Genomic DNA, 18,353 nt, shown 5'->3' with positions numbered 1-18,353 from the left:
CACATCGCGCAGACAGGCCGGACTTTTCACCAGTCCGGCCGTTGCCCTCGAAAACTCTCTGGCGGCGCAACCTGCGCCGCTTTGGCTTTTATTGTGCCGCTTGCGGCTTGTTCGACAGCGCCAGACGCAGCAGGTCGGCGACCGTGTTCACGTTCAGCTTTTCCATGATGTTCGCGCGATGCGCTTCGACCGTCTTGATGCTGATGCCGAGGTCGTCGGCGATCTGCTTGTTCAGGCGGCCGGCGATGATGCGCTCCAGCACCTGATGCTCACGCGCGGTCAGCTTGCCCAGACGCTCGGCGGCGGCGCGTTGCTGCTGCACGCTGCTGCTTTCGTTGCGCGCCTTGTCGAGCATGCGCTCGACCAGCCTGCGCAATTCGGCTTCGTCGAACGGCTTTTCGATGAAGTCCATCGCGCCTTTTTTCATCGTCGACACGGCCATCGGCACATCGCCGTGACCCGTCACGAAGATGATCGGCAACAACGTGTTGTCGGCGATCAGGCGTTCCTGCAACTCGAGTCCGCTCATACCGGACATCCGCACATCGAGGATCAGGCAGGCGATCTGGCCTGGATGCTGGTGCGGCTGCCATGCGTCGATGAACTGCTCGGCGCTGGAGAAGCATTGCACGCGATAGCCGTTTGCCTCCAGCAGCCAGCGCAGCGAATCGCGCACGGCCTCGTCGTCGTCGACGACAAAGACAGTTTCCTGTGTGGTGACTGGGGTATTCATAGCTCTCCCGTAACGGTTTGTGGTGTCGGCGCCTCTGACCCGCCGTTGCTCGGGCCGTCAGGCTCTCCAATAGGCAGACTGCAATGGAACGTGGCGCCCGTGATGTGGCCGTCAGACTCGACGTTGTTCACCACCCACAGACGACCGCGGTGCGATTCGATAATCGAACGGCAGATGTTCAGCCCCATGCCCATACCATCGGACTTGGTGCTGTAAAACGGTTCGAACAGCCGCTCGGCGGTTGCTTCGTCGACGCCCGGTCCCTGATCGACGACGCTGATGCAGACAAAGCCGCTCTCCAGACGCACGACGACGCGGATCACTGGATCGACCGCATTCGGCCGCGCGTCGGCCATCGCTTCGGCGCCGTTCTTCAGCAGGTTGACCAGCACCTGCTCGATCAGCACCGGATCGACGTAGATCACCGGCAGACGCGAGCGCAGATCGGTGACGATGCGGATGCGCCGCTTGCGTGCTTCCAGTTCGGCCAGACCCACGGCGTCCGCGACGATATCGGCGACGCGCGTCGCCTGGCGCTTCGGCTCGCTGCGCTTCACGAATTCGCGAATCCGCTTGATGATCATCCCGGCCCGCACGGCCTGCTGCGCAGTTTTTTCCAGCACCGGAAGCAGATTGTCAGGCGTCGTCCGACCGGATTTAACCAGCGCGACGGTTCCAGAGCAATAGTTATTGATCGCGGCGAGGGGTTGATTGAGCTCGTGCGCGAGCGACGACGCCATTTCGCCCATCGTCATCAGACGGCTGGTGAACTGCAGCTTCTCGTCCTGCTGGCGCGACAGCTCCTGCGCCTGCTTGCGGGTGGTGATGTCGGTCGCGATCTGCATCTGCGCGAGATGGCCGTCCACCCACTGAATGTACTGGCGGCGCACTTCGAACCATTTCTGGATGCTTTGCACGTAGATTTCCTGCGCGTCGGCTGTGCTCTCGGTCAACGCGGCGGCGGGCAGGCCGGCGTAGGTGTCCACCATATCGATCGAATCGGACGACGCCTGTGCGCTATCGAACCCGCCGCCCGCCAATTCCAGATGGCCGTCCGGGCGAATCCCGAACAGGTGGCGGTAGTAGCGATTGGCGAACAGCAGCTCGGCTTCGTCGGCGGCGAGCACGGACACGGCGGCGTCGAGGCTCTCGAGCACGGTCGTGAAGCGTTCGTGCGCGGCGGCGAGTTCTTCGCGCGCGCGCTTCGGCTCGGTGATGTCGGTCATCGACGACATCCAGCCGGTCTGGCGGCCCGAACTGTCGATCAGCGGCGACACGTAGAGACGCGCGTGGAACGTGGAGCCATCCTTGCGACGCACCCGCAATTCGAAGCCGGACGACGGCGCCTTGCCGCGCAACGTCATGTCGAGCTGACGCTGCATCTCTGGATACGAGTCTTTCGGCCAGTACGCGAACGGTGCGTTCTTGCCGACCAGATCGCTTTCGTCCCAGCCGGTCATGCGGCAAAACGCCGGATTGACGTGGGTGATCCGGCCATGCATGTCGAGCACGCGCATGCCGATCAGCACCGAGTTTTCCATCGCGCGACGGAAGAACGCTTCGGCGTACAGCGCCTGCTGCGCCTCGAAGCGTTGCCGCGTGTGTTTCCACAGACTCCACAAGCTCCACAGCACGAAGCATGACAACCCGGCGACCAGCCAGACGAGCGTGTTGTTGGTGAAGTTGGTCATCTGCGGATACGCGTACACGCGCACCGAGATGCCCTGGCCCGGCGGATCGAGCGGCAGGTCGTAGAACATGTCGCGCGGCAGGCGCGGGCGGGTCGACGTGGTGGTCAACTCGCGGTTGTTCACGTCGATGATCGAAATCTTGTACTTCGCCGACAACTCCGGCGGTATGTCGCGCTTCAGAATGCCTTCGACCGAGAACACGGCGGCGATCGAACCCAGAAAGTCGCGGTCACGGAACACCGGCGTTTGCAGCGTGATATAGCCATTGCCGACGTCGTCGTAAATGAGCGGCGAGTAGACCTGGCGGCGCGTGGTGCGCGCTTCGTTGAACGCGGCTTTGACGGCTTCGTCCATCTGCGCGTCGTTCGGGCGGGCAAGCCGTTGCCCGAACACCGGCAACGCCGTATTGGGCCAGCGCGGCTGCTGTGCGCTCGTGTACCAGTTCATGTAGAGGATTTCGGGATGCCCCTGCATGATGTCCGTGGTGGACGTCTGGAATGAATTTGGATCGGCATGGCCGGCAGCCAGATCGCGGGCAAGCGCCTGGATCTGTTCCTGCGCGCCAGTCATGGACAGGCGTATCTGCTGCTGCGCCCATGCGACGTTACGGTAGAGCGTGTCTTCCTGCTGCTGCTGTTCGCGCCGGTTCAGGCTCCACAGAATCAGGCTCATGACGACCAGGAAAACCAGGATCGACAGAAGCGGCGTCAGCAAATAGGAATTCGACCACCATGGTCCATGGTGCCAGCGGGAGGGCGGCGTCGAATCCGCCGGAGAACCGGCGGTGCGCGCCGAGCGAGCGAAAAGCCGTTCGGTCAACATGCGTGGCATTGTAGCGCAGCGCGTCCCTCGCAAATGACGCAAAAAAGCACGGAAAGACACGTTATTCGGCGCAAACTAGCCGACGTATCCGCTGATCGGCAGTCAAATCAGGTTGCGCCGCAGCAATTTTTCGCATTGTGAGAATCGATATCGTAATTCGAAAATTTTGTTGCGCGGACGTCGGGACCCTCATTACAATCTGGCCGAAGCTGCCGCGGCCGTGCTTCGTCCGCGTCGTCTGTTCAAAGAGCGTTCCTCTATATCCAGGAGACGAGCATGTCCGCTGTACCCGACGAAGTCATGAAATACGTCGCCGCTGAAAAAGATGAAGATCCGCAGGAAACCGGCGAATGGCTGGAAGCGCTGGATGGCGTGATTTCTGCAGTAGGCCCCGACCGTGCCCACTACCTGATCGAAAAACAGATCGAGTTCGCACGCGTTCATGGCGAACACCTGCCGTTCTCGGCAAACACTCCGTACATCAATACGATTCCGGTCGCGCGTCAGGCGAAGAACCCCGGCGACCAGGACATCGAACACCGCATCCGTTCGTACACCCGCTGGAATGCAATGGCGATGGTGCTGCGCGCTGGCAAGGAAACCAACGTCGGCGGCCACATCGCGTCGTTCGCGTCGGCTGCCACGCTGTATGACGTCGGCTACAACCACTTCTGGCACGCGCCGTCCGCCGAACATGGCGGCGATCTGATCTTCGTGCAGGGCCACTCGTCGCCGGGCGTCTACTCGCGCGCGTTCCTGCTCGGCCGTCTGACCGAGAAGCAACTCGACAACTTCCGTCAGGAAGTGGGCGGCGAGGGCATCTCGTCGTACCCGCACCCGTGGCTGATGCCGGACTTCTGGCAGTTCCCGACCGTGTCGATGGGCCTCGGCCCGATCATGGCGATCTACCAGGCGCGCTTCATGAAGTACATGCAGGCGCGCGGCATTGCGAAGACCGACGGCCGCAAGGTCTGGGCTTTCCTCGGCGACGGCGAAACGGACGAGCCGGAATCGCTCGGCGCGATCGGCATGGCCGGCCGCGAACGTCTCGACAACCTGGTGTTCGTGATCAACTGTAACCTGCAGCGCCTCGATGGCCCGGTGCGCGGTAACGGCAAGATCATCCAGGAACTCGAAAGCGAATTCCGCGGCGCCGGCTGGAACGTCATCAAGGTAATCTGGGGCAGCCGCTGGGATGCGCTGTTCCAACGCGACAAGTCGGGCGCGCTGATGCGCCGGATGATGGAAGTGGTCGACGGCGAATACCAGACGTACAAGTCGGAGTCGGGCGCGTATGTTCGCGAACACTTCTTCAATACGCCGGAACTGAAGGCGCTGGTCGCCGAATGGTCCGACGACGACATCTGGAACCTGAATCGCGGCGGCCACGATCCGCACAAGATTTACGCAGCGTTCACGGAAGCGTCGAATTCGCAGGGCCAGCCGACCGTCATTCTCGCGAAGACGATCAAGGGCTACGGCATGGGCGAAGCCGGTCAGGCGATGAACATCACCCACCAGCAGAAGAAGATGCAGGTGGAGCAGCTGAAGAATTTCCGCGACCAGTTCCGTCTGCCGATCACCGACGAGCAGATCGTCGACGTGCCGTACCTGACGTTCGAAGAAGGCTCGAAGGAACTCGAGTACATGCGTGCCCGCCGTCAGGACCTCGGCGGCTATCTGCCGGCGCGTCGCCAGAAGGCCGACTCGCTGCCGGTGCCGGAACTGTCGGCATTCGAGCCGCTGCTGAAGGGTACGGGCGAAGGCCGCGAGATCTCCACGACGATGGCGTTCGTGCGGATCCTGAACATCCTGCTGAAGGACAAGGCACTCGGCAAGCGCATCGTGCCGATCGTGCCGGACGAGTCGCGTACCTTCGGTATGGAAGGCCTGTTCCGTCAGATCGGTATCTGGAATCAGCAAGGCCAGAAGTATGTGCCGGAAGATTCCGACCAGCTGATGTTCTACCGTGAGTCGGAAACCGGTCAGATCCTGCAGGAAGGCATCAACGAAGCCGGTGGTATGTCGGACTGGATCGCAGCCGCGACGTCGTACTCGACGCACGGCGAGATCATGATCCCGTTCTACATCTTCTACTCGATGTTCGGCTTCCAGCGTATCGGCGACCTGGCATGGGCCGCAGGCGACATGCGTTCGCGCGGCTTCCTGCTGGGCGGCACGGCTGGCCGCACGACGCTGAACGGCGAAGGTCTGCAGCACGAAGACGGCCACTCGCTGCTGTGGGCGGCTTCGGTGCCGAACTGCATCAGCTACGACCCGACGTTCGGTTACGAACTCGCGGTGATCATGCAGGACGGTCTGCGTCGCATGGTGGCGGATCAGGAAGACGTCTATTACTACATCACGGTGATGAACGAAAACTACGAGCACCCGGCGATTCCGCAGGGCGAAGCTGTAGCGGCCGACATCATCAAGGGCATGTACGCGTTCAGCAAGGCCGAGGCCGATGCGAAGGCGCCGCGCGTTCAGCTGATGGGCGCGGGTACGATCTTCAACGAAGTGATCGCCGCCGCCGAGCTGCTGAAGAACGACTGGGGCGTCGCTGCCGACCTCTGGAGCGTGCCGAGCTTCACCGAACTGGCTCGCGAAGGCCACGAAGTGCAGCGCTGGAACCTGCTGCACCCGACCGAAGAGAAGAAGCTCTCGCACGTCGAGAAGCTGCTGAAGGACGCACAAGGTCCGGTCATCGCATCGACCGACTATGTGCGCGCGCTGACCGAGCAGATCCGCGCGTTCGTGCCGCAGAAATTCGTCGTGCTGGGCACGGACGGCTACGGCCGTTCGGACACGCGTGAAAAGCTGCGTCACTTCTTCGAAGTCGACCGCTACTGGGTCACGGTTGCCGCGTTGAATGCACTGGCAGATGAAGGCACGATCGAACGCAAGGTCGTCGCCGAGGCGCTCAAGAAGTACAACCTTGATCCCGCCAAACCCAACCCGATGACCGTCTAAGGACATCTTCCCCGTGTGCCACGGCGTGCGCGCCTGCCCTTAATTGAAGGGCAGGCCGCGTGCGCGGCCCAGGAGACACTAACAATGAGTCAAGCGATCGAAGTCAAGGTGCCGGACATCGGCGATTACAAGGATATTCCTGTGATCGAGGTGCTGGTCAAGGCGGGTGATACCGTCGAGAAAGAGCAATCGCTCGTTACGCTGGAATCCGACAAGGCCACGATGGACGTGCCGAGTTCGGCAGCCGGCGTGGTCAAGGAAGTGAAGGTCAAGGTTGGCGACAACGTGTCGGAAGGCGTGTTGATCGTCGTGCTGGAAGCGGCTGAAGGTGGTGCGGCTGCGCCAGCGCCTGCGGCGGCTCCCGCTCCGGCGCCTGCTGCTGCACCGGCTCCGGCCGCTGCACCCGCACCCGCTGCGGCGCCTGCTGCAGGCGGTGGCCTGCAGGAAGTCAAAGTGCCGGATATCGGCGACTACAAAGACATTCCCGTGATCGAAATCTCGGTGAAGGTCGGCGATCGCGTCGAGAAAGAGCAGTCGCTGGTGACGCTCGAATCCGACAAGGCGACCATGGACGTGCCGAGCTCGGTCGCCGGTGTCGTCAAGGAAGTGAAGGTCAAGGTCGGCGATAACGTGTCGGAAGGCTCGGTGATCGTGGTGGTCGAGGCCGAGGGTGGTGCTGCTGCGCCGGCGGCTGCTCCCGCTCCCGCTGCGGCCCGGCCGGCTGCTGAAAAGCCGTCGGACGCGCCGGCGACCCCGTCGCCCGCACCGGCACAACCGTCCGCACTCGCCCAGGCTCCGTCGATTCCGGCGGGTGAAGGCGGCGCGCGTCATGCAAGCCACGCGTCGCCGTCCGTGCGCAAGTTCGCACGCGAACTCGGCGTCGACGTCACGCAGGTGAAGGGCACGGGTCCGAAGGGCCGCATAACGCAAGCCGACGTGACCGCGTTCATCAAGGGCGTGATGACGGGTCAGCGCGCTGCGCCGGCAGGTGCTGCTGCACCGGCTGCCGCAGGTGGCGGGTTGAATGTGCTGGCGTGGCCGAAGGTCGACTTCGCCAAGTTCGGTCCGGTCGATCCGAAGCCGCTGTCGCGCATCAAGAAGATTTCGGGCGCGAACCTGCATCGCAACTGGGTCATGATCCCGCACGTCACGAACAACGACGAAGCGGACATCACCGAGCTCGAAGCGCTGCGCGTTCAGTTGAACAAGGAAAACGAAAAGGCTGGCGTGAAGATCACGATGCTGGCGTTCGTGATCAAGGCTGTCGTGTCGGCCCTGAAGAAATTCCCGACGTTCAACGCGAGCCTCGACGGCGACAACCTCGTGTTCAAGCAGTACTTCCACGTGGGTTTTGCTGCGGATACGCCGAACGGTCTGGTCGTTCCGGTGATTCGTGACGCGGACAAGAAGGGTCTGGTCGAGATCGCGAAGGAAATGACCGATCTTTCCAAGGCTGCTCGTGACGGCAAGCTGAAGCCGGATCAGATGCAAGGTGGCTGCTTCTCGATTTCGTCGCTGGGCGGGATCGGCGGCACGAACTTCACGCCGATTATCAATGCGCCTGAAGTGGCGATTCTTGGTCTGTCGCGTGGCGCGATGAAGCCGGTTTGGGACGGTAAGCAGTTCGTGCCGAAGCTGATGCTGCCGCTTTCGTTGTCCTATGACCACCGTGTTATCGATGGGGCTGAAGCTGCGCGCTTCAATGCGTATCTTGGGGCGCTTCTTGCCGATTTCCGGCGTGTGATTCTTTGATGTGATGTTGCGCGGGGCGCTGGTTTTTTGTCTGTGATCCGCGCACTTCTGTAGAACCTGCTTTCATGTCGGTCTATTAGCGTCGCCCCTGTGCGGGGCGGCACTTACTTTTCTTTGTCTTCCAAAGAAAAGTAAGCAAAAGAAAGGCGCGTCCTTTGGCGGACAGCAAAGGCTGATTCTGTTTGGGACGCTGCCAGCTTTTAGGTCCTTGCGGTGGGTTCTTCGTCATCACGATCAATAAGAGAAGGGGACACTATGAGTCTCGTCGAAGTAAAAGTACCGGATATCGGTGACTTCAAGGACGTCGATGTCATTGAAGTCAATATCAAGGCGGACGATGTCATCGAGAACGAACAGGCTCTGATGACGCTCGAGTCCGACAAGGCTTCCATCGAAGTGCCCAGCGATACCGCTGGCACCGTCAAGGAAGTTCGCGTCAAGGCCGGCGATAAAGTCTCACAAGGCACGGTGATCGCGCTCGTCGAAACATCGGCGGAAGCGGCTCCGGCCAAAGAGGCACCGAAAGCTGCCGAGAAGGCACCCGCGCAAGCGGCTGCTCCGGCTCCCGCACCTGCTGCTGCATCGAAGGCGGCAACGCCTGCTCCGCAAGCCGGCAGTTTCTCCGGCAGCGCGGACATCGAATGCGACATGCTCGTGCTCGGTTCGGGCCCCGGCGGCTATTCGGCTGCGTTCCGTTCGGCCGACCTGGGCATGAAGACGGTGCTGGTCGAGCGTTACTCGACACTCGGCGGCGTCTGTCTGAACGTGGGCTGCATTCCGTCGAAGGCGCTGCTGCACACCGCGCTCGTGATCGATGAAGCTGAAGCGCTCGGCGCGCACGGCATCACGTTCGGCAAGCCGCAGATCGATCTGGACAAGCTGCGCGACTTCAAGTCGGGCGTCGTCAAGAAGCTTACCGGCGGTCTCGCCGGTATGGCCAAGGCGCGCAAGGTCGAAGTGGTGACGGGGACCGGCGCGTTCGTCGATCCGAATCACATGGAAGTGCAGACCGAAGGCGGCAAGAAAGTCGTCAAGTTCAAGCAGGCGATCATCGCCGCGGGTTCGGAAGCGGTGAAGCTGCCGTTCATTCCGGAAGATCCGCGTGTGGTGGATTCGACCGGCGCGCTCGAACTGCGTCAGATTCCGCAACGCATGCTGGTGATCGGCGGCGGCATTATCGGTCTGGAAATGGCGACCGTGTATGCCACGCTCGGCGCGAAGATCGACGTAGTCGAAATGCTCGACGGTCTGATGGCCGGCGCGGACCGCGATCTGGTCAAGGTCTGGGAGAAGTACAACAGCAAGCGTTTTGCCAACGTCATGCTGAAGACCAAAACGACCGGCGCCGAAGCGAAAGACGACGGCATCTACGTGTCGTTCGAAGGCGAAAAGGCTCCGGCCGAAGCGCAGCGCTATGACCTCGTGCTGGTCGCCGTCGGCCGTACGCCGAACGGTAAGAAAATCGGCGCGGACAAGGCCGGCGTCGCGGTGACGGATCGCGGCTTTATCGACGTCGACAAGCAGATGCGCACGAACGTGCCGCACATCTTCGCGATCGGCGATATCGTCGGTCAGCCGATGCTCGCGCACAAGGCTGTGCACGAAGGCCACGTTGCTGCGGAAGCCGCTCATGGCGAGAAGGCATACTTCGACGCGCTGCAGATTCCGTCGGTGGCCTACACCGATCCGGAAGTGGCATGGGCGGGCAAGACGGAAGACCAGTTGAAGGCCGCGGGCATCAAGTACGGCAAGGCAGTGTTCCCGTGGGCCGCTTCGGGCCGCGCGATCGCCAACGGCCGCGACGAAGGCTTCACGAAGCTGCTGTTCGACGAGGAAACGCATCGAGTGATCGGCGGCGGGATCGTCGGTCTGAACGCGGGCGACCTGATCAGCGAAGTCTGTCTCGCAGTCGAGATGGGCGCGGATGCAACGGATATCGGTAAAACGATCCACCCGCACCCGACGCTCGGCGAATCGATCGGAATGGCCGCGGAGTTGTACGAAGGCGTCTGTACCGACCTGCCGCCGCAAAAGAAGAAGTAACGCTGTCCCGAGAATCTGTCTGCGTGTGTGTTGTAAGCGCAGGCGGGTTCGCGGAAGCACAGGCGAAAAAAAAGGCGCGTCCCTTAAAAAGGCGCGCCGTTTTTCTTTGGCTGCGAGGCAGGGCAGGGCGCATGTCGCGCTTCAGCGGGGCCGCGTCAGCCCGGCCAAAAAAAATCCCGGCTACTTCGCCGGGCAAACGATACGTTTTCAACGTATCGGAGCGTTCGGCCAATCAAACCGTGTGAGCGGCAACGGCACGACGCTGTTGCTTACGACAACGCCGGCACAGCGGGTGGGCTGTGCCGGCGTAATAGGTAACAGCAGAAGTGCTACCCGACGTGCTGCAAAATAAATCGTGATGCTGCTGCGTGAAACTTAAACTGCCTTCTTGGCCGAGCGCGATGCCTGCGCAGCGGCTTGCGAAGCTGCCTTCGACGCAGCCGTAGCAGCCGCATTGAAGTTGCTTTCAGCGATTTCGACAGCTTGCTTCGTTGCCTTGTGAACCGTTTCGTACGTCGTGTTAGCGGCGGTAATAGCCGACTTGATCACGGCGACAGCGGTTTCCGAGCCAGCCGGTGCATTCTTCGCGACGTTTTCGACGAGCGACTGGACCTTGCGGTTCTGCTCTTCGAATTGAGCTTCTGCGACGCGGGTGAATTCACCTTGCGTTGCCGAAACGATTTCATACACGTGACGGCCGTACGACAGCGCCTTCTCAGCAACCGGCTGAGCCAGGCTAGCTTGCAGCGCCAGCAATTCTTGCGCGTCCTTCACCGACAGCGCGCGTTGAGCATTTTCCTGGCTTTCGGCGAGCGTCGATTTCACAACTTGCAGGTTCAGCTCAACCAGCTTTTCGACGCCTTCAAATGCTTTGGTCGTCAGGCCGAACAGAGTGTCGAAGTTGGCTTTCTGGGCTGCGGCGAATTGCTCAGGGGTCAGCAGAGTCATGGTTTACGCTCCTGGGTTGCGGTCTGTCTGTGCGGACCGCATTGGGTTGGTGGCGAGACGCAGTGGATCGTCTCCCCGGGCCGCAATGTATTGTGCATCGCAGCAATGGTTCCCATTTTAGGATGGCCACAATGAATGTCAAGTGCTTTTTGTGCGTCGCACAATATTAAGAAAGTGCTGATAAAACAATACGTTATGCAGTGGGCATGACATCCATATGACGTCAGTCGATTTGACCGGTAGCACCGTGCTGGTGCGGAAAAAACGCTGATGTATTGAAATGGTGCGAGGAATTTTTACCGGTCGCTCAGGGTTTACCAGCGTGATTCGGTAACTCCTTGAGCCGGGAAAAAAATCATCAATTCTGGATTCGATGTAAACCGGAAAGTGTCATGGAACGTTAATCCTGAGTACCGGTCGAACGCGCGTCGGTGGTTTCCTGCAAGCGTTTAACAGTCAACGCGGCGAGACCCTGACGTTGTTTCCTCGCACAGGTGGCGCTGTATTTGCCCCATGCATCAACCGTATTTCCCCTGATCAAGGTTGTCTCGAAATTGCCGTTATGCTGGAAGAATCAACTCGATTCTGGCGAGCGGCGGCAATAGTGAGACGTAGCGCGCTAGCGATCGTTTTTTTCGATCGATGCGCGGCACTTATTCGTGTTTTTGCGATCGGAGCTTACAAGCCGGTTTAAGGAGCGCTTATAAGTGCTTCAAATTGCTAATTTTTCGTTGTTTTACTACACTTGCGGAAACCTCTCGCCGCTCCCTACCGAACACCCATGAAAACCGACATGTTTTCGTCGCTAAAAGTGATCCACGGCGCGGCCCGCAGCACCGCTCTGTCGGTGGCCGTCTCTTTGGTCGTCGCAGCGGCGTTCGCCACGCCCGTCTCCACTTTTGCCGCCACGCCTGCTGCAACTGCAAAAACCTCCAAACACGCCAAAGCTGCCAAAAAGCCGGCTGCCACCACCGCCAAGGTGTCGAGCAAGTCGGTTAAGGCCGGCAAAGGCGCGGTCGCAAAAACCGCCGCTGCCGACGACGATGCGCCGCGCGCGAACGTCAAACGCAAGCGCGTGACCTTTGCGGCCAACGGCCGTCACCATTCGGTCGTGCGCCGTGTCGCGTATGAACCGCGTCAACCGACCGTCGGTCAGGCTTTCGGTCTGCACGAAACACCAGATGCGCTGATGCTGCGCTCAAGCGTTGCGTACGTGATCGACCAGAACACCGGCGAGTCGCTGTTCGACAAGAACTCGCGCGCTGTGGTGCCGATCGCGTCGATCACCAAGCTGATGACGTCGATGGTGGTGCTCGACTCGAAAGAGCCGATGACCGACCAGATCGAAGTCACCGACGAAGACCGTGACTACGAGAAGAACACCGGTTCGCGTCTGTCGGTCGGTTCGGTGCTCTCGCGTGAAGACATGCTGCATATCGCGCTGATGGCGTCGGAAAACCGCGCGGCCGCAGCGTTGTCGCGTTACTTCCCGGGTGGGCGTCCGGCGTTCCTGGCCGCGATGAACGCGAAGGCCAAGCAACTCGGCATGACCGATACGCACTTCGAAAACCCCACGGGTTTGACGAGCCAGAACGTGTCGAGCGCGCGCGACCTGGTGAAGATGGTCAACGCGGCATATCAATATCCGCTGATCCGCAAGTTCTCGACCGATCACAGCTACGAGGTGTACACCGGCAAGCGTTCGCTGGCGTACAACAGCACCAATGCGCTGGTGCGTAATCCGACGTGGGACATCGGTTTGCAAAAGACCGGCTTCATCAACGAAGCGGGCGAGTGCCTCGTGATGCAGGCGACCATTCATGGCCGTCCGATGATCCTGGTGCTGCTCGATTCGTCGGGCAAGTACTCGCGTTTCGCGGACGCTACGCGTCTTCGCACGTGGCTGGATAATGGTGGCGACCAGCCGCGTATTACCAGTGCGGACGCTGGTGGCGCGGGCACCTGAAGCAGCTTGAATGAGTTTAATAGCCGGTGTGATGACCGGCTAAATTGAAAAAAGCCTCGCAATCGTTGCGAGGCTTTTTTTATTGCGCCTGAGCGGTGCTGGAAATCGGGCGTGGATCTTACGTATGGTGGCTATGGCCGCCGTGCGAATGATCATGCGGCGCAGGCGGCCGATAACCCAGCGATTCCGAAATCATCAGCGCTGTCTGACTGACTTGGCCCAGCCACGAATCCTGCAACCGATCCGCCGGTGCCGACAATGACAGACCCGCGACCAGCTTGCCGGTGTCGTCATAAATTCCGGCTGCTATGCAGCGCACGCCGAGTTCGAGTTCTTCGTTATCGCGCGCGCAGGCTTGCTGACGCACGTGCGACAACTCCCGTTCCAGTTTCGTCAGATCGGTGATGCTGTTCTGCGTATGGCCGGACAGACCGGTGCGGGTAGCGTAGGCGCGCACGCGGGTCGATTCGTCGGCGGCGAGAAACAGCTTGCCGACGGAAGTCAGATGCAGCGGCGCCCGTCCGCCAATAGCGCGCACGACCTGCATGCCCGAGCGTTCGGAATAAGCGCGTTCGATATAGACGATCTCGTCGCCCTGACGGACCGACAGATTCACCGTCTGGCCAGTCTGGCGATGCAACTCGCGCATTGGCGTCAGCGCCGCGTCGCGCACCGACAGACGCGCCTTCACCAGATTGCCCAATTCGAGCAGGCGCATGCCGAGCCGATAAGTGCCGGGGTCCGAGCGGTCGACCAGCCGGCACATCACCATATCGTTCAGGATGCGGTGCGCGGTGGACGGATGCAGCTCCGTGCGGATGGCAAGTTCTTTCAGGCTGACCGGGTCGCTATGCGCGGCGAGGGCATCGAGCAGGCGCATCATGCGTTCGATCACCTGGATCGATGTTTTGGGATCCGGGTTCGTATCGCTCATGGGAGGAATCGGTTGACGCGTCAAACAGCGGAAATTGATTGTATCTCGTATGGTGAAAAAAGCGAACGCGGTTCGAAGGCGTATTCGAATTTGCAGACTATTCGTCCTACGCCTTCTGGCCGTTGGTATTGTCCGCCAAACAGCGGATAATCAGGGACGTTTTCCCGAAGGAGGGCTCATGCGAGTCGGATTGTTCGTCACCTGCCTGATCGACCTGATGCGTCCCGAAATCGGTTTTTCGGTCATCAAGCTGATCGAAGGCGCCGGTTTCGAGGTGATTGTGCCGCCCGCGCAAACCTGTTGCGGACAGCCCGCTTATAACTCGGGCGAGCGCAGTATCGCGCGTGATCTGGCCGAGAAAACCGTACGCGAGTTCGAGCAGTTCGACTACATCGTGGTGCCGTCCGGCTCGTGCGGCGGCATGATCCGCTCGCACTACGGCGACCTTTTCGCTGACGATCCCCAGTTGATGAACCGCTTCGGCCGCGTGCGCGCCAAGGTGTTTGAGTTGACCGATTTCCTCGTCAACGTGGCGAAGGTGCAGTTGCAGCCGGGCGAGTTCACTGGAGAAGTCACATATCACGACTCCTGTTCGGGGTTGCGCGAACTCGGCGTGAAGGCGCAGCCGCGCGCGTTGCTTGCCCAGGTGGGCGTGCCGGTCACCGAGATGAAGGACTGCGAGCACTGCTGCGGTTTCGGAGGCACGTTCGCGGTGAAGTACGGCGACATTTCCACGGCGATCGTCGACGAAAAATGCGCGAATATCAGCGCGAGCGGGGCAGGTACAGTGGTGCTCGGCGATCTCGGCTGCATGCTCAATATCGAGGGGCGTTTGCGCCGTCAGGGGGATTCCACCACCCGGGTGTTGCATATCGCGCAAGTGCTGGCCGGCGACGTCTAGCCGCGTTGGCCGTATGCCGTTGGTGTGTCGGCGCGGGCTGCTTCGCGCAACTGCAATAGCCGGCGCTTCCAGCATCTCATTTCGCGCGTTCTGATTCGCGCGCGTCGTCTTCGCCTAGTGTCCGATTACGCAAAAGGCCGCCATGCAGATTCAAACGATGCAGTTCAAGGCTCGCGCCGGTCAGAAACTCGCCGACCAGCGTTTGCAGCAGAACCTGACCAAGCTTTCCACCAAGTTCGTGTCGGCCCGCGCGTCGGCGATGACCGCGATCGATTTCCCCGTCACCCGCGCCGCGCTCAAGGAGCGCCGCAATCGCGCGCTGGAAAATCTCGACGTGTGGCTGGAAACCTTCGAGCAAGAGGCCGCCCGGCGCGGCGTGACCGTGCTGTTCGCCGAAACGACTCAGGAAGCCGCGCGGCTGGTCGGTGACATTGCGCGCAAGCATGACGTGAAAAAGGTGATCAAGACCAAGTCGATGGTCACCGAAGAAATGCGTCTGAACGAAGTGCTCGGGCAAATGGGCGTGCAGTCGATCGAAACCGATCTGGGCGAGTACATCCTCCAGATCAACGATAACGAACCGCCGAGCCACATCATCGCGCCGGTCGTCCATAAAGATAAGGACGAGATTGCGGACCTGTTCGCGAAGACGCATGGCCGGCCGCGTCTGACAGAGATTCCCGATATGACGCGCGAGGCGCGGGAGATGCTGCGTCCGCATTTCATGAGCGCGGACATGGGCGTGACGGGTGGCAATTTCGTGGTCGCGGAAACCGGTTCGGTCGTGCTGGTCACGAACGAAGGCAACGAGGGCATGTGCACGGTCATGCCGCGAGTGCATGTGGCCGTCACCGGTATCGAGAAAGTGCTGCCCACGCTGGAAGACCTGGCGACGGCAATGCGTCTGTTGCCGCGCTCGGCAACCGGGCAGGCCACGTCGAACTATTTTTCGATGCTGACCGGGCCGCGCGGCGAGGGCGATCAGGACGGACCCGAGCATATGTATGTCGTACTGGTCGACGGTGGGCGCACGGGTCTGATCGGCGGCGATTTCCAGGAGATGCTCCGGTGCATCCGCTGCGGTGCGTGCATGAACCATTGCCCGGTTTATCAGAAGGTGGGCGGTCATGCGTATGGGTGGGTGTATCCCGGCCCGATGGGATCGGTGTTGACGCCGAGCTATGTCGGCATCGACAAGGCGCTCGATTTGCCACAGGCCGCAACGCTATGCGGCGAGTGCAACAGCGTTTGCCCGGTGGGGATTCCATTGTCGGATCTGCTGCGCAAGTTGCGCGAGAAGCAGGTCGAGCGGCGACTGCGTCCGTGGAAGGAGCGGGTGGGGTTTGCCGTTTGGGGTTTTCTGGCGCTCCATCCCGACGCTTATGCGCTTTTCACCAAGCTGGCCGTGCGGGTGCTGGAGCAGATGGGTGGCCGGAATCGGTCGATTGCCAGATTGCCGTTGGGCGGCGCGGGCTGGACCAATACCCGCGACATGCCGGCGCCGGTGGGTCGTACGTTCAGGGAGTTGTACGCGGCGCAGCGTAGTCACATTGGCTGATGCGGCTGTTTACGTTCGAGGGCCGTTTTTGCGCAGAGTGCGCAAGTTGGCAGGTAGGTGCTCCGCAACCAACTGAAAATAGCGCTTGCGCTGCAGAGGCACATGGGGCCGAGCGGCGATTTACAAAGCTGCCGATAATTGCTTTGACCGGTGAGCCTGCACGGTGGTCTCCGACGTGCAGGCAACTCGCCGCGTATCCTGTCAAGCGTGCCTAGTGCCCAGCGGCCGCCACACTCAACTTAGTGCTCACCATTCTGTCCACCTGATTGGCGATTGGAGCCGCCCGAGCCTCGTCTCGACTCACCGCCACCATTGCCGCCGTTACCCCTCCCACCACCATTCCCGGCCTGCTGCTGCGGTTGCGACGGCGGCGGTCCACCCGCGCCTGGTCGTGCTCCGCCCGGTCCGCGAGGCCCACCCACTGCACCCTGCGGCGGCGGCCCGCCGTTCTGCGGCCCGCGGTGACCGTTGTCGTCGCCGCGATTGTCGTGGTTGCCGTAGTTGCCATTGTTTGGGTGACCCCGATCGGGATATCCACGAGGGCCGGGACCTGGCCCGTAGTAGCGTCCCGGTCCGCCGTAATAGCCGGGTTCCGAGTAGTTGCCATACCCCAGGTAGACGTTGGTCTGCGGTACGACTGCAGCGCCTGGCGCGTAGCCGTCATAGCCGGAGTAGCCGCCGCCATAACCGTTGCTGTACATCGGCGTGCCGTCCGGATAGACCGCGCAGCCACCGAGCAGAGCGGCGAACGCGACGGCGGCGAGTGGTGCAAAACGTTTCATGTCATAGACCAGTGCGAGTGGATTACATCTGTAAGACCGCTATTATCGCCATCCGTCGCAAGAGCTTTGTATGTCTTTGTAAGGATTTATTTTTCTCAGCGACGGCGTTGCCTATATCCGTCAATTCACTGTTCTATCTGGAGCAACGCTGTATCTCGAATAGGTGGGTTTTTCCCGATTGCGAATTCCTATAGGATTTCGACTGGGCATAGTGGGTCACAAGCTCATGCGCCCCTAAACGGAAAAACATCATGAAAAAGACAATATCGGTGTACTGGCCCCTTGCCATTGTTGTGCCCCTTGCTGCCGTTGCTTATCTGCATATTTGCGGGAATGCCGCATCGCCCGTGTCGCAGGCTCCCCTCGGCGCAGATCAACTGACCGCCGAACTCGCGCGTGCTGTCTCGTACGGAATGATTGACGCTGAGTCGTCGCTGCCGGCCAAACCCATGCGGGCTGCCACCGCGATACCGTTGGCCGACGCGTCCTGAGCGCAGGTTCAAACGCAGGCTAATCGAATGGAGCGCGAAAAAAGTCGCACAGCATCGGGTTTGCAAGTGTGGGGCATCGCGCGCAAACACAAACAGTGCAACAGCCGGGATTTAGCCTGACTTCGCACCACCGGCGCGGCACCAGGCGAGATTTTGTGCAGCTTTGTATAATCGCGGCACTCTTTGCTAACCGTCAGTCTCGCGCGTGGCGTCCTGAAGCGCCGGAAAACTCCTGATGAAAACTGTGTCCGTCTGCTTCGTGTGCCTGGGGAACATTTGCCGTTCGCCGACTGCGGAGGGCGTGATGCGCCATCTGGTCGGCGAGGCCAAGCTGGCTGAGCGCATCCTGATCGATTCGGCGGGCACGGGCGACTGGCATATCGGCGAGCCTCCCGACGAGCGCGCACAACGTGCCGCCGGGCAGCGCGGTTACAAATTGGCCGCATTGCGTGGACGCCAGATTGCTGCAGCCGACTTCGAGCGCTTCGACCTGCTGATCGCAATGGACGACAAGAACATCGCCGCATTACGTCAGATCTGTCCTCCGGCGCAGCGCGACAAGATCCGCCTGCTGATGGAATTCGTGCCCGAGTCGGATAGCCGCTGGGGCGGCGCCCGCGAAGTCGTCGATCCGTACTTCGGCGGCGCGGAAGGTTTTGAGCAGGTGCTCGATCAGTGCGAAGCAGCCTGCCGCGGTCTGATCGCCGCGTTGCGTCCCCAGTTGCCGGCATAGGCCGGGCGGCGTTTGAGCGACGCCCC

General features: G+C 61.0%; 13 protein-coding genes. 8 read left to right on the top strand and 5 right to left on the bottom strand.

Going from position 1 to position 18,353, the window contains the following annotated elements; translation table 11 throughout:
• Positions 1-88: 88 nt before the first annotated feature.
• On the bottom strand, positions 89-733 hold the full coding sequence (gene fixJ / locus BLS41_RS11215) for an oxygen response regulator transcription factor FixJ (protein ID WP_074764450.1): 645 nt from the start codon (positions 731-733) through the stop codon (positions 89-91).
• The gene (gene fixL / locus BLS41_RS11210) at positions 730-3,246 is read right to left on the bottom strand and encodes an oxygen sensor histidine kinase FixL (RefSeq protein WP_074764448.1); all 2,517 of its coding nucleotides are present in this window, start codon (positions 3,244-3,246) and stop codon (positions 730-732) included. Before fixL ends, fixJ begins: the two co-directional genes overlap by 4 nt.
• 276 nt (positions 3,247-3,522) lie before the next feature.
• On the opposite strand from fixL, the gene aceE reads away from it, so the two are divergent.
• From aceE to lpdA, 3 genes are all read left to right on the top strand, one after another.
• Complete coding sequence (gene aceE / locus BLS41_RS11205; RefSeq protein ID WP_074764446.1) at positions 3,523-6,219, top strand: pyruvate dehydrogenase (acetyl-transferring), homodimeric type; 2,697 nt, start codon at positions 3,523-3,525, stop codon at positions 6,217-6,219.
• A gap of 84 nt (positions 6,220-6,303) precedes the next feature.
• A complete protein-coding gene (gene aceF, locus BLS41_RS11200; RefSeq protein WP_074764444.1) occupies positions 6,304-7,971 on the top strand; it encodes a dihydrolipoyllysine-residue acetyltransferase in 1,668 nt (555 codons plus the stop codon).
• A 255-nt stretch (positions 7,972-8,226) separates the two neighbouring features.
• Positions 8,227-10,014, top strand: a complete 1,788-nt coding sequence (gene lpdA / locus BLS41_RS11195) for a dihydrolipoyl dehydrogenase (RefSeq protein ID WP_074764442.1) — start codon at positions 8,227-8,229, stop codon at positions 10,012-10,014.
• A 375-nt stretch (positions 10,015-10,389) separates the two neighbouring features.
• Here lpdA and BLS41_RS11190 read toward each other — a convergent pair whose 3' ends face one another.
• Entirely contained in the window at positions 10,390-10,962 is a 573-nt protein-coding gene (locus BLS41_RS11190; protein WP_074764440.1) for a phasin family protein, read from the bottom strand.
• Between the two features lie 781 nt (positions 10,963-11,743).
• On the opposite strand from BLS41_RS11190, the gene pbpG reads away from it, so the two are divergent.
• Positions 11,744-12,928 (top strand): D-alanyl-D-alanine endopeptidase, encoded by a 1,185-nt coding sequence (gene pbpG, locus BLS41_RS11185; RefSeq protein ID WP_074764438.1) that lies wholly within the window; start codon positions 11,744-11,746, stop codon positions 12,926-12,928.
• A gap of 118 nt (positions 12,929-13,046) precedes the next feature.
• Here pbpG and BLS41_RS11180 read toward each other — a convergent pair whose 3' ends face one another.
• On the bottom strand, positions 13,047-13,862 hold the full coding sequence (locus BLS41_RS11180; protein WP_074764436.1) for an IclR family transcriptional regulator: 816 nt from the start codon (positions 13,860-13,862) through the stop codon (positions 13,047-13,049).
• A 178-nt stretch (positions 13,863-14,040) separates the two neighbouring features.
• On the opposite strand from BLS41_RS11180, the gene BLS41_RS11175 reads away from it, so the two are divergent.
• Both BLS41_RS11175 and BLS41_RS11170 read left to right on the top strand, forming a co-directional pair.
• Entirely contained in the window at positions 14,041-14,763 is a 723-nt protein-coding gene (locus BLS41_RS11175; protein WP_074764434.1) for a (Fe-S)-binding protein, read from the top strand.
• A gap of 142 nt (positions 14,764-14,905) precedes the next feature.
• Positions 14,906-16,321 carry a lactate utilization protein B gene (locus BLS41_RS11170; protein WP_074764432.1) on the top strand — a complete coding sequence of 472 codons (1,416 nt, stop codon included), beginning with the start codon at positions 14,906-14,908 and terminating at the stop codon, positions 16,319-16,321.
• 239 nt (positions 16,322-16,560) lie between these two features.
• Here BLS41_RS11170 and BLS41_RS11165 read toward each other — a convergent pair whose 3' ends face one another.
• Positions 16,561-17,103: a hypothetical protein gene (locus BLS41_RS11165; RefSeq protein ID WP_074764430.1), complete on the bottom strand. Its 543-nt coding sequence runs from the start codon at positions 17,101-17,103 to the stop codon at positions 16,561-16,563.
• Between the two features lie 251 nt (positions 17,104-17,354).
• On the opposite strand from BLS41_RS11165, the gene BLS41_RS11160 reads away from it, so the two are divergent.
• Both BLS41_RS11160 and BLS41_RS11155 read left to right on the top strand, forming a co-directional pair.
• Positions 17,355-17,594, top strand: a complete 240-nt coding sequence (locus BLS41_RS11160) for a hypothetical protein (RefSeq protein WP_074764428.1) — start codon at positions 17,355-17,357, stop codon at positions 17,592-17,594.
• A 235-nt stretch (positions 17,595-17,829) separates the two neighbouring features.
• On the top strand, positions 17,830-18,327 hold the full coding sequence (locus BLS41_RS11155) for a low molecular weight protein-tyrosine-phosphatase (RefSeq protein WP_074764426.1): 498 nt from the start codon (positions 17,830-17,832) through the stop codon (positions 18,325-18,327).
• The last annotated feature ends 26 nt before the right edge of the window (positions 18,328-18,353 follow it).

It is taken from the genome of Paraburkholderia fungorum, assembly GCF_900099835.1.
Classification (GTDB): Bacteria; Pseudomonadota; Gammaproteobacteria; order Burkholderiales; family Burkholderiaceae; genus Paraburkholderia; species Paraburkholderia fungorum_A.
Note: the sequence above shows the minus strand (reverse complement) of the source record. Positions and strands in the feature narration are given on the sequence as shown.

Excerpts from the sequence above, each read along its gene's own strand:
- fixJ (WP_074764450.1), bottom strand. The coding sequence starts at position 733 with ATGAATACCCCAGTCACCACACAGGAAACTGTCTTTGTCGTCGACGAC.
- fixL (WP_074764448.1), bottom strand. The coding sequence starts at position 3,246 with ATGTTGACCGAACGGCTTTTCGCTCGCTCGGCGCGCACCGCCGGTTCT.
- aceE (WP_074764446.1), top strand. The coding sequence starts at position 3,523 with ATGTCCGCTGTACCCGACGAAGTCATGAAATACGTCGCCGCTGAAAAA.
- aceF (WP_074764444.1), top strand. The coding sequence starts at position 6,304 with ATGAGTCAAGCGATCGAAGTCAAGGTGCCGGACATCGGCGATTACAAG.
- lpdA (WP_074764442.1), top strand. The coding sequence starts at position 8,227 with ATGAGTCTCGTCGAAGTAAAAGTACCGGATATCGGTGACTTCAAGGAC.
- BLS41_RS11190 (WP_074764440.1), bottom strand. The coding sequence starts at position 10,962 with ATGACTCTGCTGACCCCTGAGCAATTCGCCGCAGCCCAGAAAGCCAAC.
- pbpG (WP_074764438.1), top strand. The coding sequence starts at position 11,744 with ATGAAAACCGACATGTTTTCGTCGCTAAAAGTGATCCACGGCGCGGCC.
- BLS41_RS11180 (WP_074764436.1), bottom strand. The coding sequence starts at position 13,862 with ATGAGCGATACGAACCCGGATCCCAAAACATCGATCCAGGTGATCGAA.
- BLS41_RS11175 (WP_074764434.1), top strand. The coding sequence starts at position 14,041 with ATGCGAGTCGGATTGTTCGTCACCTGCCTGATCGACCTGATGCGTCCC.
- BLS41_RS11170 (WP_074764432.1), top strand. The coding sequence starts at position 14,906 with ATGCAGATTCAAACGATGCAGTTCAAGGCTCGCGCCGGTCAGAAACTC.
- BLS41_RS11165 (WP_074764430.1), bottom strand. The coding sequence starts at position 17,103 with ATGAAACGTTTTGCACCACTCGCCGCCGTCGCGTTCGCCGCTCTGCTC.
- BLS41_RS11160 (WP_074764428.1), top strand. The coding sequence starts at position 17,355 with ATGAAAAAGACAATATCGGTGTACTGGCCCCTTGCCATTGTTGTGCCC.
- BLS41_RS11155 (WP_074764426.1), top strand. The coding sequence starts at position 17,830 with ATGAAAACTGTGTCCGTCTGCTTCGTGTGCCTGGGGAACATTTGCCGT.